Consider the following 12170-nt stretch of genomic DNA (forward strand, 5'->3'; position numbering starts at 1 on the left):
GCATGCGAGCGTGCCCGCTAGAATGCAATCCACGGCTCCCGGGCGCTGCCAGCCCCACGCAGTCCACGACACGAGGAATCCCCGCGCCATGAATGAATCCAACGGTTACGCCGTCTTCTTCTTCCCGCAGGCACTGGAGGTGCTGGGCGATGCGGTCAAGCCCTACCTGCAGGACAGCCCGGCGGGTGCGCATGTGCTGTGCAACGCGATCGATACCGGCGGCGCGCTGGTGGAGATGACGCTGCACGGGCGCGACATGGAAAACCGCGACGTTGCGCTGGAACTGATGGTGCCGGTGAGCATGGTGCGGATGGTGGTGTCGACCCACAGCGACGAGAGCTTCGGCTTCGGCCCAAAGGTGGCGGCCACGCCCGAGCCGGTGGTGGCCAAGGACGCGGCGCAAGTGGCGGTGCCGGCAACTCCAGCTCCGGTTCCGGCGCCGGCTTCGCCCGCGGCCCCCGCAGAACTGGAAGTACCCAAGTCCTGATCGCAGCGCAGGCCCGCTGCAGGTGCGGCTCCTGCAGGCGCGGCGGAAGCCGCGAGCCCTTTGCCGGGTGACCGGAGCCCTGTCGAAAAGCTCGCGGCTGAAGCCGCTCCTACAAGAGCTGATTCCTGAAGGCAACGAATTGCCTGGACGTTGTGATCAGGGGCCGATCGCCAGGTCCACCCATACCAGGCGGTGGTCGCTGGCGGCGACCGGCGCGCTCGCCGGATCGGCCGACGCCGGCCAGTACACGCCGCTGTCGACCAGGCGCAGGCCGGTCGACGGCAGCACGTAGTCCAGCCGCAGCGTGCCGACGCGGTCGCCGAAGTCCCCGGTTGCGTGCGCGGCGGCACCGCGATGCGCGATGCCCGCCGCGGTGTACTTCATGGCGGCTTCGACCGCGCCCTCGCTGCGCGGCGTCGCCTGGCGCAGCACGCGCGGATGCTCGAGCAGTTCGACGATCGCATCGTGGCGGCCGTCGCCGTCGGCCGGGTCGTTGTTGAGGTCGCCGGCGATGACGAAGCGCGCAGCGGCATCCAGCCCGCCGCAGCGACCCTGGTCGTCGCACAGCCACGGCTTGTCGCCGGGCGAGATGTATTCGCGCCACAGCCGGATTTCGTCGGCGTTGCGCGCGCCATTGCGGTCCTCGGGGCCGTCGAACACCGGCGGCGTGGGGTGCGAGGCCAGCAGGTGTAGCGTGCCGCCCGGCGCGTGGACCGGTACGTCCCAGTGCGACTTCGACGACAGCCGCAGTTGCGCCCAGATCGCGTCCGGGTAGTACGACGCGCCGGTACCGGGATCGACCGGACGCGCGGCATCCGGCATCGCGCTCCACTTCAACAGCTGGAACGTGCGCACCGCGGCGGTGTCGATCGGGTACCGCGATAGCACCAGCATCCCGTACTGGCCGGGGTGCAGGCCATAGCCCCAAGCATCGTTGCCGCGATCGCGGCCGGCGCCGCCAACGCTGCCGCTGCGGTCGAGGTCGAGGCCGCTGGGCACGCCGGTGTTCACCGGTGCGAGATAGCGGTACGGGTAGCGCAGCGGCTTGCCGCCGCCGGGCTGGGCCTGTTCGAGGTAATCGCGCTGGAACAGGTCGGCGGCGCGATGCGCATCGTCATGGTCGAATTCGTTGAGCAGCACGATGTCGGGCCGCACGCGCTGCAGCACCGCGGCGATCCGGCGCGCGCGGTCGTCGCCGGATTCGAGCCGCCGGACCAGGCCATTGGCGGCATCGTCGTACAGCGAGGTGTTGTACGTTGCCACGCGCAGCGCGTCGCCGGCGTTCGCCGGCTGCGCCGCGTAGGCCTCCGGGTCACCGTACACGTGCGTGCGCACGCAGCCCGCGCAGGCCAGCAACAGCAGGCACAGTGGAATGATCGCCTTCATGCATCGTCTCCGCGCTCCAGTCGCCGCCAGCCGCGGCCGGTGAATGCTTCCAGCGGCCGGAAGCGTTGCTTGTAATCCATCTTGCGGTGGCCTTCGATCCAGTAACCCAGGTACAGGTGATCGAGGCCCTCGCTGCGTGCCCATTCCACCTGCCGCAGCACGGCGAACGTGCCCAGCCCGCGCACGGATTCGGCCGGATCGAAGAACGTGTAGACGGCCGAGAGCGCGCGCCCGGTGCGGTCGGTGACCGCCACCGCCAGCAGGCGGCCGTCGACCCGGAACTCGAGGAACCGCCCCTCCGACCAGGCGCCGACCAGGAACTGCTCGAACTCGCTGGCGCCGTGGTCGTCCATGCCGCCGCCGAGGTGGCGCGCCTTCAGGTAGCGCTGGTAGAGCTCGAGCTGTTCGTCGGTGCGCTGCGGCGCCACCACGCGCATCGTGACGTCGGCGTTGCGGCGCAGGCAGCGGCGCTGGCTGCGGTCGGGAAAGAAGTCCGCCACCGGGATGCGTACCGCGACGCAGGCGCGGCAATGGCCGCAGTGCGGGCGGTAGACGAGGTCGCCGGAGCGGCGGAATCCCCACTCCAGCGCCTGCGGATAGAACTGCGGCAACCGCGGGTCGCGCGGATCGAGCACCAGGTCGCGCGCGGTGCGCTCGGGGAAGTAGCCGCAGGGATGCGCGCCGGTGTCGAATACCCGCAGGCCGTCATCGTCGCGTTGCGGCGTGCTGCCCACGCCTCAGCCCGCCGCGACCGGCAGCAGCCGCCAGAACGCGAGGCCAGCGAGCAGGCCGGCGATCGCGCCGGCAACAAGATCGCGCGGCGCATGCCGGGCCAGCGCCAGCCGCGACCAGGCCACCGCCGCCGCGAATGCGACGCCCGCCGCGCAGGCCAGCCATGACAGCTGCACCAGCAGCACCGCGGCGTACATCGCGAAGGCGACGTGCAGCGACAGCTTGCACCAGCGCGCCGACAGCATCGCCGCCGCGACCAGCAGCGCCGACAGCGCCAGCCCCAGCGCGAACTCGCGCTGCGGCGACCACGCCCAGATGGCCACGGCGGCAGCGGCGAACAGGAGCAGCAGGAAGCAGTTGAGCGTGCGCCGTTCCTCGCGACCGCTGGCGTCAACGTGCCGCCAGCGGTTGCGCCGCACCTGCCAGCGCGAGTACGCCATCACCCCGGTGGCGATCGCACCCAGCCCCAGCACCAGCGCGGACAGGCGCGCCGGGCCGGCGCCGCGGTGCGCCGCCAGCAGCAGGGCCGCCACCGGCAGCGACAGCAGCGGATGGCCGAGGATCGACAGGGCGCGGGCGAGGCCGTTCAACATCCGGCAAGCATAGCGCCCGTCCTCGCAGGCGCTGCGACTGTCCGCGTGCTGAATGCGCCCGCCGGTTTGTCATCCCCGTGGGCGGCCGGGCGTTGATGGTTGCGATGGCGGCACCGTCGCTGCCGGAATGGAGACATCGATGAACCACAAGATCCTGTTCGCCACCGTGGCCCTGGTCCTGGCCTCGGCCGGTACCGCCGCTGCGCAGCAGCCCGCGGTCAAGGCCGACAAGCCAGCCCGGCACATGCAATTGGACACCAACAACGACGGTGCGATCGACCGCGCCGAAGCGGCGGTTTCGCCGCGCCTGGCCGAACGTTTCGACCAGATCGACAAGAACAAGGACGGCAGGCTCGCCGCCGATGAACTGCCGCAGCATCGCCGCTGGGGCCACCGCGGCCATCGCGGGCACGGCGCGATGATGAAGCTGGACACCGACAAGGACGGCCGCATCAGCAAGGCCGAAGCCGCGGCCGACCCGAAGTTCGCGGAGCGATTCGCGAAGATGGACTTCAACAAGGACGGCTACGCCGACCGCGCCGATTTCAAGGCACGCATGGAACAGCGCCGCGGCGAATGTTTCGACAAGGCAGACCTCAACAAGGACGGCAAGCTCAGCCGGGTCGAGTTCTCGAACATGCACGAAGTCTGCGGCATGGGGATGCGCGATGGATCGCGGATGCACGCAGGCAAGCAACAGGGCGCCGTATCGACGAAGTAAGGGCAGCAATGCCTGAGCAAGCGGCCCGCGCAGGGATGCGCGGGCCTTTTACGCTCTTGTAGGAGCGGCTTCAGCCGCGAGCTTTTCGGCGGCCCGAAGCAAGAAGCTCGCGGCTGAAGCCGCTCCTGCAGAAGCGGCGGCCTAGATCTGCCCTGCCGCCGCCATCAGCCCGGCAATCATTCCGCCCAGCCCGCACACGGTGCCGACGATGCCGCCGACCCAGCAGGTGATGCGCTCGCGTCGCCGCCGCCTGGCCGCCGCCACCGGGTCGCGGGCGGCTTCCAGCGCGTGTCGCCGCCGCAGTGCGCGCGGCTGGACCACCAGCGTCTGGTAGAAGATCACGGCCATGAACCCGAGCGTGAGCGCGACCGTCCCGAGCGTCAGCAGCGGCCCGCGCGCCCTGGACGCCACCAGTACCAGCAGGATCACGAAGCCGATCGACGCCAGCGCGTTGACCACCGCGCTGCGCACCAGTTCGGACCGTTCGCGTTCGTCGATCGCGCCCTTGAGCTGGCTGCGCAGGCCGAGCCAGATTCCCGCCATCGCGGCGGCGACGGCGATGCCGATGCTGCCGGCCGCACCGAGCATGAGCTTGCTGGCGGTCTTGGCGCCGCCCGCCGCCGCGATGGCAAGGATGCCCTTGGCCGCGGCCGGCGGACTGGCGGTCACCAGCGCGGTGGAGATGATGGTGGTGAACGCCGCCGTCGGCGCGCTGCTTCGCGCGAACTCGCCGAAGCGGTGCAGCAGGTCGTCGCGCAGGCTCTGGCGAGCGCGCGACAGGCGCTTGCGCACGGCGGCGTCCGAGAGGCCGAGCAGGGCCGCCACCTGCTGTGAACTCTGGCCCTCGCGGTAGTACAGCAGCAGCGCTTCGCGGCTGTCTTCGGGCAGCGCGGCGATCAGTTCGGCGGCCGCCTGTTCGCGCTCGTCCTCGACTAGTTGCTGGACCGGCGTCGGTGACGGGTCGGCGGCGAGCGAGATCGCGATCTCCGCGCCTTCGCCGTCGAGCGGGCGATGGCGGTTGGCGCGCAGGTGGTCGCGGGCGAGGTTGCGCGTGATCTGGCGCAGCCAGGGCAGGAAGCTCGACGGATTCTGCAGGCGCTTGAGGTTCTGCCACGCGGCGAGGAAGGCGTCCTGGGCGATGTCCTCGCTGGCCGGCACGTCGCGGGTGATGGCCAACGCAACCGCGGTGACCACGTTCTGGCAGGCCTCGACGATACGGCCGTACGCGTCGCGGTCACCGCGCGCGGCGGCGGGCAGTTCGTGGCGGATCAGCAGGTCGATGGCTTCGGCGTTCATGGCGGTTTCCGCGGGCAGTCAGCCTCTCAGGACGTGGTAGCGGGCCGGATGTGACTGGGTGTCGCCATGCGGGACATCGTAATCCCGGCGCCACGGCCTGGAAAAGGAGCGCGGGAGTCCTTCAAACCGTCATTCCCACGAAGGCGGGGTTTCAGCAGACGAATGTCTGATCATCGGGTGACTTGCCCGTCGAGCGCCCCGGGCCGCGAAAGACCCTGGTTTGGCAGGTTTTCGCTGTTGCCAGATGCCTCCGCTTTCGCAGGAAGGACGGCCTTGGGAGATGCGGAGGAACTGGCTCGAGCCAGGACAAGCCAGCGGTTCGGCCCGGCGGCCGGACCAGCAGGGTCGCCGGCAGGTCGAACGTCTGAATTAAGCCGAGCCGCGAAGCGGCTTTGGCTTGAATGAATTGTTGAAGGGCGTACTAGACGGCCTCATGGTCAACGGAAAGATGGTAATCCAGTCGCCGGACCGCTGCCTGGAAAGGAGGCAAGGCCTCCACGGCTGTAAAGAATGCATCTGCTGTTGGGTAGTCAAAGGACCAGAGTGAGGCTTCTACGCCATTGACCGTATCGTCAGGGACGCAGGTGAGCTCGCAATGAAGTTGCTCGAAATGGTCATGCTCTCCATCCGAATCGGTGATCTCGAACTGGCACACCGGATCAAAGTAGAAGAGGGGCCTCCCTGTGAAGTCGTAAGTGCCGACCTGGAATAGAAGTCCGATTCCTTCTGAACCAAACATCTCCCGGCCGAAGTCCTTGAAGGCGGACCAGGCAGCCAGGCCAGGAGCTGATTGGTGATCAACGCCATGCTGGCGCAAGAGGGCAATGAGACGCTTTGCCTGCGGAATGCTAGACAATTGGATAGCCCTCGAGCCGGCGCCTACAACGGCTGCACGATCCGCCAACCATCGCCTTCGGGGCGCACGTCGTACCACTGCGGCACGCCCTTTCCGCCGACGCGGCGTCGCTGCAGGTAGATGGTGCCGGTGCCGCCCGCATTGGCCTCGTATTTGCCGACCGCGATCAGCTGCGCCGCAGATGCGCCTTCGACCGTCGCCGGGCATTGCGACACTGGCAGCACGCGGCCAGGCGTGGCCGGCAGTGCGGCCAGCAGTGCCGGAGACGGGTCGCGGCCGTCGATCGCGAGGCACGCCACCGCGTCCGCGCTGCGCGGCAGTTCGCTGCGCAGCAGCGCGACCGCCAGCGAATCGGGCGTAGCGGTATTGCCGGGGCCGACCAGGTCGTCCGGAACCGGTGCGACCGTCACGACAGGCGCCGGCGCCGGTCCCTGTGTTGCGTCGGGCTGCGTGGTCGTTGGCGGTGACCGCAGGGCCATGAACGCCAGCGAGACGATCGCCGCGATCACCACCAGCAAGCCGAGCTTGATGCGGAACGCGCGCCGCTGCGGGTCGCTGCGGCGCCCCGGGTCGGGATTGGTGCCGCGGAAACTCATCGCCAGGGGGCTGTCCGCTGCATTGCGCGAGGAGTCCATCAGCCCGGCCTCGCGCAGCATCGTGCGCGCCTTCGGCTGGTCCTCGGACTTGACGATCCACACCGCCGGCTTCGGCCCGCCCTCGTCGCGATAGGTGAAGTTGCCGCGGATGCCGCCCTTGTACGAGCGGCCGTGGGTGATGCGCACCTCGATCCCGGCGTCCTCGAGCAGCTTCGCCACCTGTTCGACGTTCTCGAGCCGCGCGCTGGTGAAGACCTGCCTCATCGCCTGCTCACTTCGATGCCGGCACGTGCGAGGACGATTCGCCCGCGTTGACGCGGATCAGCCCTTCCTGCGCGGTGCTCGCGACCAGCTTGCCTTCGCGATCATAGATCAGGCCGCGCGCCAGCCCGCGCGAGCCCTGCGCGCTGGGGCTGTCGATCGAATACAGCAGCCAGTCGTCGGCGCGGAACGGGCGGTGGAACCACAGCGCGTGATCGAGCGAGGCCATCTGCACGTTCGGCTGGTAGTAGCTGATGCCGTGCGGGAAGGTCGCGGTGCCGAGCAGGTGGAAGTCCGACGCATAGGCGAGCAGGGCGCGATGCAGTTCCGGTGCATCGCCGACCTTCTCGGCCAGGCGGAACCAGACCTGCTGGAACGGCGGCCGCTTGGGTGGGTTGAGCTCGTCGCGCGGATAGACGTGGCGGAATTCGAACGGGCCCATGCGGTCGAGCCAGCGCTGCACCTTGGTCGGCAGGGTCGCCAGCACGTCCGGCGGGATCGCCGGCGCGGGGTCGATGTCCTCGGGCTTGGGCACCTCCGGCATCGACAGCTGGTGCTCGCCGCTGTCCTCGTGCTCCTGGAACGACGCCGCGCAGAAGAAGATCACCTGGCCGTGCTGGATCGCGGTCACCCGGCGCACCGAGAACGTGCCGCCGTCGCGGGTGCGGTCGACGTCGTAGATGATCGGATGCTCGATGTCGCCGGCGCGCAGGAAGTAGGCGTGCAGCGAGTGCGCGTTGCGCGGCTGGGTCAGCGTCGCCTGCGCGGCCGACAGCGCCTGCCCCAGCACCTGCCCGCCGAACACGTACTTGGTGCCGATGTCGCGGCTCTGGCCGCGGAACAAGTTGTCCTCGAGCCGCTCCAGCGACAGCAGCTCGATCAGCTCGGAGACCACGGGTTGCAGGGGAGGGGACATGGGAAGCCGGTGCGGGAGTCCGCGGCGATTATACGGGCGTGGCTTTTGCAGGAGCGGCTTCTGTAGGAGCGGCTTCAGCCGCGAGCTCTTCGCAAGGCCATCGCAAGCAGGAGTTCGCGGATGAAGGCGGTCCTGCACGAACGCTTGGCGCCATGACGCGCTACGACAGCCGCTGCAGTCGCACGGATTCCAGCACCCGCTGCCACGGAAACCGCGGCCCCGGGTCGCGCTTGCGCGGCACCAGGATCGCCGGGTCGTCGCTGGCCGGCACCATCGCCGTGTCCAGGTCCTCGTGGCCGGCGATGTGGCGCAGCGATGGCAATTCCGCCTGCAATGCGTTCAAGAGCGCGATGAGCGCATCGACCTGCGCGTCGGGATACGCCTCGTCCATCGCCTGGTGGCGCGAATCCAGCCAGTGCGGCCAGCGGCCGGTGTTGACCAGCTCGATGCCGATCGAGCGCGGGTTGTAGCCGCGGACGTGGTGGGCGATGCGGTCGGGTGCGACGAAACGGAGGCACCTGCCGTCGCGGTCGATGTAATAGTGGCCGCTGTTGCCAGTGCCCCCGCTTCCGTCGGCACGCTCGGCATACAGCACACGCTCTCCGTATTCGCGCGCGGTGGCCAGGTCCGGCAGTTCGGTGCAGTGGATGACCACCAGGTCCACCTGCGACAGCGGGCGCGCGTCGAGCCGGCTTTCGTAGGCCAGCGGAGACAGCTTCAGCGCGTGCGGAACGGGCTCGGGCGGCATCCGGCGATGCTAGCATCCACGCATGAGTCCACGCGGCCACTGCATCCTTTCCCATGGTTTCGAGAGCGGCCCGGACGCGACCAAGGTCACCGCGTTGGCCGCTGCGGCCGAGCGCCTCGGCTGGAGCCACGAGCGTCCCGACTACACCGACCTCGATGCGAAGCACGACGTCAGCGAACTGGGCGACGTGCCAGTGCGGCTGCAGCGCCTGTTGTCGCTTGCCCGCGCGGCTGCGACGCGCGGGCCGGTGGTGCTGGCCGGTTCCAGCCTCGGCGCCTGGATCTCGGCGCGGGCGTCGCTGGAAGTTCCGGTGGCGGCGCTGTTCCTGATGGCGCCGCCGGTGGCGATGGACCCGGCGCCGGCGCTTGAGGCGGCGGCGGTGCCGACATCGATCGTCCACGGTTGGGACGACGAACTGATCCCCGCATCGCAGGTCGTCGACTGGGCCCGGGCGCGCCGCGCGCGCCTGCTGCTGGTGGACGATTCGCACCGGCTCTCGGGGCATGTGGCGGCGTCCGCCGAGGCGTTCGCGACACTGCTGGCGGGCTTGTGATGGGGAATGACGATCCGGGGGCGCCGGGAATGATGGCAGCCGCTGGAACACCGGACATGCAGGGAACACCAAAAACGCCATGAAATTCTTCGCTTCCTGCGCCAAGGGCCTCGAATACCTGCTTGCCGATGAGCTGGTCGCGCTCGGCTGCGCGCGCGCCACTGCGACGATGGCGGGGGCCAATGTCGAGGGCTCGCTGGAAGACGCGCAGCGCGTGGTGCTGTGGTCGCGGCTGGCGAGCCGGGTGTTGTGGCCGCTGGCCGAGTTTCCCTGCGAGGACGAGCACGCGCTGTACCGCAACGTGGCCGTGCTGCCGTGGCGCGAGCACATCGACGAGGGCATGACCCTGGCGGTGGACGCGCACGTGTCCGGCGACGCGATCACCCACGCACGTTACGCCGCGCTGCGGGTCAAGGACGCGGTGGTCGATACCCTGCGCGAGGCGACCGGTTCGCGGCCGTCGGTGGATGTCGAGGCGCCGGACCTGCGTTTGAACCTGGTGGTGCGCAAGGGCAGGGCGATCCTCTCGGTCGATCTCGGCGGCGGTCCGATGCACCGCCGCGGCTGGCGCCGCGCGCAGGGCGAGGCGCCGCTGAAGGAGAACCTTGCCGCGGCCGTGTTGCTGCGCGGCGGCTGGCCGCAGGTCTACGCCGACGGCGGCGCGCTGCTGGACCCGATGTGCGGCAGCGGCACGCTGATGATCGAGGGCGCACTGATGGCAGCGGACGTGGCGCCGGGCCTGATGCGGCATGGCGACGTGCTGCCTTCGCGCTGGCTCGGCTTCGACGAGAAGGCCTGGGCGCGGATGTATGCGCAGGCGCACGAGCGCGAGCGTGCCGGACGTGGCGCGCTGCGCGACGTGTTCGACGGCAGCGACAGCGACCCGCACGCGATCCGCACCGCGCGCGAGAACGCCACCGCCGCCGGCCTGCGCGACGCGATCCGTTTCGACGTGCGCGACATGGCCGCGCTGCCGGTGCAGTCGGTGCCGCGCGGGCTGGTCGTGTGCAACCCGCCCTACGATGCACGCCTGGCCGCGGACCCCACCCTGTACCGCACCCTCGGCGACGCGCTCAAGCGGGCCGTGCCCGGCTGGCGCGCGAGCCTGCTGTGCGGCGATGCGACGCTGGCCCACGCCACCGGCCTGCGCGCGGTCAAGAAGTACCAGCTGTTCAACGGCGCGCTCGAATGCAGCCTGATCGTCTGCGATCCGCTGCGCCCCGCGCTGCGCGAGGAGGCACAGGCGCGCGCGCTGTCAGACGGCGCGCAGATGCTCGCCAACCGCCTGCGCAAGAACCTGCGCAACCTCAAGTCCTGGCGCGCGCGCGAATCGGTGGAATGCTTCCGCGCCTATGACGCCGACCTGCCCGAGTACGCCGCCGCGATCGACGTCTACCCCGAAGCCGACGATCCCGACACCACCTGGCTGCACGTGCAGGAGTACGCGGCGCCGGCGGAAATCCCCGAGGCCGACGTCCGCCGCCGTTTCGGCGAGGTGCTGGCCGCCGCGCGCGAAGTGTTCGGCGTGCCGCGCGAGCGTGTCGCCACCAAGACCCGCGCCCGCGGCAAGGGCGGCAGCAAGTACGCGCCGTCGGGCACCGGCTTCGGCCCGCGCGGCGACAGCTTCGTCGTGCGCGAGGGCGCGGCGCGGCTGCGCGTGAACCTGTTCGATTATCTCGACACCGGCCTGTTCCTCGATCACCGCCCGCTGCGCCAGCGGATCTTCCGCGAGGCGCGCGGCCGCCGCTTCCTCAACCTGTTCTGCTACACCGGCGCGGCCACGGTGCAGGCGGCGGTGGGCGGCGCGGCGTCGACCACCAGCGTCGACCTGTCGGCGACCTACCTGCAATGGCTGTCGGACAACCTGCAGGAGAACACGTTCGACGGCCGTGCCATCGGCGGTGACGCGCACCGCCTGGTGCAGGCCGACGCGATGGCATGGCTGGAAGCCGACCTGGGCCGCTACGACCTGATCTTCTGCGACCCGCCGACCTTCTCCAACTCCGCGCGCGCCGACGACTTCGACATACAGCGCGAGCACGTGCGGCTGCTGCGCGCCGCGGTGGCGCGGCTGTCGCAGGGCGGCATCCTGTATTTCTCCAACAACTTCCGCCGCTTCCGCCTCGACGCCGAAGCGGTGGCGGAGTTCGCCGACTGCGAGGACATCAGCGCGCAGACGATCCCGCAGGATTTCGCCCGCAATCCGCGGATCCATCAGGCCTGGCGCCTGATGGCGTCCTAGCCCCGGCCGCTTGCGCGTAACAGCGGCCGCGCGCGATCAGTCGACCGCGGCTTGCGCTTCCACCAGCGAACCGCGGTGATCCACCGGCTGGCGGTTGTGGTCCGGCCCGTCTGCCTGTTCGAACACGCGCTCGTAGGTGACTTCATCGATACGCCGGATGCTGCCGATGCGGCACGGAATGTCGATGTTGCTGCGGATCGCGCTGTGCGGGACCACGGCATCGCCCATGTCACCGCAAATGCGGCCATCGTGGGTGACCGGGTCGGTGCCAATGTCCGTGCGGGTGCGATGCGCGGGATCGGGCTGCCGTTCGAATCCTTCGCGGAACGAGAAATAGGGGCGCTTCAGCAGGTCGGGGCAGTCGTGGGCCAGCTGGATGTCGTAATAGCGCTTGCCGAGGGCCTTGACCACCAGGTGGCGCTGGTCGATGACGCCCCAGTCGAGCACCTGGTCCCGCTTCAGGCATTCGCCGAGCGGCCGTATCGGGGTGGCTGTTTCTGCTGGGTTGGTCGGCGGGCCTGCGGCCGCGGCGGGCCCGGCAAGGATGGCCAGCGCAAGCATCGCGGGGAACGTCGATAACGTCTGGAATGACATGAAGTACCTCCCTGGATAGTCGTCCTGCCGCCCATCGCCTTCGCGGCTGCTCAAATGTCCGCCCGGCGCGCTTAACCCGCCCGAAATGGAGCTGGAATGGGCATTCCGAGACTGGGCCGACGCGTTGTGCATTCGCTTTCCGTGACGAACCACGATGCGTTCCAGCGGTGTCGCTGGTGCTGGCGCATC

At 69.6% G+C, this 12170-nt stretch carries 13 protein-coding genes; 4 read left to right on the forward strand and 9 right to left on the reverse strand.

What is annotated here, in order from left to right:
• Positions 1-88 precede the first annotated feature (88 nt).
• Positions 89-487, forward strand: coding sequence for a hypothetical protein (locus tag ACTJIL_RS02660; RefSeq protein WP_440754050.1), 399 nt, complete (start codon positions 89-91; stop codon positions 485-487).
• A gap of 156 nt (positions 488-643) precedes the next feature.
• Here ACTJIL_RS02660 and ACTJIL_RS02665 read toward each other — a convergent pair whose 3' ends face one another.
• From ACTJIL_RS02665 to ACTJIL_RS02675, 3 genes are read right to left on the reverse strand one after another with little or no spacing between them, the layout of a single operon-like run.
• The gene (locus tag ACTJIL_RS02665) at positions 644-1873 is read right to left on the reverse strand and encodes an endonuclease/exonuclease/phosphatase family protein (protein WP_440754051.1); all 1230 of its coding nucleotides are present in this window, start codon (positions 1871-1873) and stop codon (positions 644-646) included.
• On the reverse strand, positions 1870-2607 hold the full coding sequence (locus ACTJIL_RS02670) for an arginyltransferase (protein ID WP_440754052.1): 738 nt from the start codon (positions 2605-2607) through the stop codon (positions 1870-1872). Before ACTJIL_RS02670 ends, ACTJIL_RS02665 begins: the two co-directional genes overlap by 4 nt.
• A gap of 3 nt (positions 2608-2610) precedes the next feature.
• On the reverse strand, positions 2611-3198 hold the full coding sequence (locus ACTJIL_RS02675; protein ID WP_440754053.1) for a phosphatase PAP2 family protein: 588 nt from the start codon (positions 3196-3198) through the stop codon (positions 2611-2613).
• A 139-nt stretch (positions 3199-3337) separates the two neighbouring features.
• Between ACTJIL_RS02675 and ACTJIL_RS02680 the strand changes: the two genes are divergently transcribed.
• Complete coding sequence (locus ACTJIL_RS02680; RefSeq protein ID WP_440754054.1) at positions 3338-3919, forward strand: EF-hand domain-containing protein; 582 nt, start codon at positions 3338-3340, stop codon at positions 3917-3919.
• A 141-nt stretch (positions 3920-4060) separates the two neighbouring features.
• On the opposite strand, the gene ACTJIL_RS02685 is transcribed toward ACTJIL_RS02680, so the two are convergent.
• The 5 genes from ACTJIL_RS02685 to ACTJIL_RS02705 all read right to left on the reverse strand — a co-directional run bounded on the left by ACTJIL_RS02685 (position 4061) and on the right by ACTJIL_RS02705 (position 8592).
• Positions 4061-5215: an RNA polymerase sigma factor gene (locus ACTJIL_RS02685; RefSeq protein ID WP_440754055.1), complete on the reverse strand. Its 1155-nt coding sequence runs from the start codon at positions 5213-5215 to the stop codon at positions 4061-4063.
• 421 nt (positions 5216-5636) lie between these two features.
• Positions 5637-6071: a hypothetical protein gene (locus ACTJIL_RS02690; RefSeq protein ID WP_440754056.1), complete on the reverse strand. Its 435-nt coding sequence runs from the start codon at positions 6069-6071 to the stop codon at positions 5637-5639.
• A 23-nt stretch (positions 6072-6094) separates the two neighbouring features.
• Positions 6095-6931 carry a hypothetical protein gene (locus ACTJIL_RS02695; RefSeq protein WP_440754057.1) on the reverse strand — a complete coding sequence of 279 codons (837 nt, stop codon included), beginning with the start codon at positions 6929-6931 and terminating at the stop codon, positions 6095-6097.
• Between the two features lie 7 nt (positions 6932-6938).
• Positions 6939-7844 carry an acyl-CoA thioesterase II gene (gene tesB, locus ACTJIL_RS02700; protein ID WP_440754058.1) on the reverse strand — a complete coding sequence of 302 codons (906 nt, stop codon included), beginning with the start codon at positions 7842-7844 and terminating at the stop codon, positions 6939-6941.
• A gap of 160 nt (positions 7845-8004) precedes the next feature.
• Positions 8005-8592, reverse strand: a complete 588-nt coding sequence (locus ACTJIL_RS02705) for an N-acetylmuramoyl-L-alanine amidase (protein ID WP_440754059.1) — start codon at positions 8590-8592, stop codon at positions 8005-8007.
• 22 nt (positions 8593-8614) lie between these two features.
• Here ACTJIL_RS02705 and ACTJIL_RS02710 point away from each other — a divergent pair, with 22 nt between their 5' ends.
• Entirely contained in the window at positions 8615-9145 is a 531-nt protein-coding gene (locus ACTJIL_RS02710) for a hypothetical protein (protein ID WP_440754060.1), read from the forward strand.
• Positions 9146-9224: 79 nt separating this feature from the next.
• On the forward strand, positions 9225-11387 hold the full coding sequence (gene rlmKL, locus ACTJIL_RS02715; RefSeq protein ID WP_440754061.1) for a bifunctional 23S rRNA (guanine(2069)-N(7))-methyltransferase RlmK/23S rRNA (guanine(2445)-N(2))-methyltransferase RlmL: 2163 nt from the start codon (positions 9225-9227) through the stop codon (positions 11385-11387).
• A gap of 36 nt (positions 11388-11423) precedes the next feature.
• Here the strand turns inward: rlmKL and ACTJIL_RS02720 are convergent, their stop codons facing one another.
• Positions 11424-12113, reverse strand: coding sequence for a hypothetical protein (locus ACTJIL_RS02720; protein WP_440754062.1), 690 nt, complete (start codon positions 12111-12113; stop codon positions 11424-11426).
• Between the last annotated feature and the right edge of the window lie 57 nt (positions 12114-12170).

It is taken from the genome of Luteimonas sp. 22616 (assembly GCF_052044325.1).
In the GTDB taxonomy this organism is placed as follows: Bacteria; Pseudomonadota; Gammaproteobacteria; order Xanthomonadales; family Xanthomonadaceae; genus Luteimonas.

Excerpts from the sequence above, each read along its gene's own strand:
- rlmKL (WP_440754061.1), top strand. The coding sequence starts at position 9,225 with ATGAAATTCTTCGCTTCCTGCGCCAAGGGCCTCGAATACCTGCTTGCC.
- ACTJIL_RS02710 (WP_440754060.1), top strand. The coding sequence starts at position 8,615 with ATGAGTCCACGCGGCCACTGCATCCTTTCCCATGGTTTCGAGAGCGGC.
- ACTJIL_RS02675 (WP_440754053.1), bottom strand. The coding sequence starts at position 3,198 with ATGTTGAACGGCCTCGCCCGCGCCCTGTCGATCCTCGGCCATCCGCTG.
- ACTJIL_RS02695 (WP_440754057.1), bottom strand. The coding sequence starts at position 6,931 with ATGAGGCAGGTCTTCACCAGCGCGCGGCTCGAGAACGTCGAACAGGTG.
- ACTJIL_RS02685 (WP_440754055.1), bottom strand. The coding sequence starts at position 5,215 with ATGAACGCCGAAGCCATCGACCTGCTGATCCGCCACGAACTGCCCGCC.
- ACTJIL_RS02720 (WP_440754062.1), bottom strand. The coding sequence starts at position 12,113 with ATGCACAACGCGTCGGCCCAGTCTCGGAATGCCCATTCCAGCTCCATT.
- ACTJIL_RS02680 (WP_440754054.1), top strand. The coding sequence starts at position 3,338 with ATGAACCACAAGATCCTGTTCGCCACCGTGGCCCTGGTCCTGGCCTCG.
- ACTJIL_RS02660 (WP_440754050.1), top strand. The coding sequence starts at position 89 with ATGAATGAATCCAACGGTTACGCCGTCTTCTTCTTCCCGCAGGCACTG.
- tesB (WP_440754058.1), bottom strand. The coding sequence starts at position 7,844 with ATGTCCCCTCCCCTGCAACCCGTGGTCTCCGAGCTGATCGAGCTGCTG.
- ACTJIL_RS02705 (WP_440754059.1), bottom strand. The coding sequence starts at position 8,592 with ATGCCGCCCGAGCCCGTTCCGCACGCGCTGAAGCTGTCTCCGCTGGCC.
- ACTJIL_RS02665 (WP_440754051.1), bottom strand. The coding sequence starts at position 1,873 with ATGAAGGCGATCATTCCACTGTGCCTGCTGTTGCTGGCCTGCGCGGGC.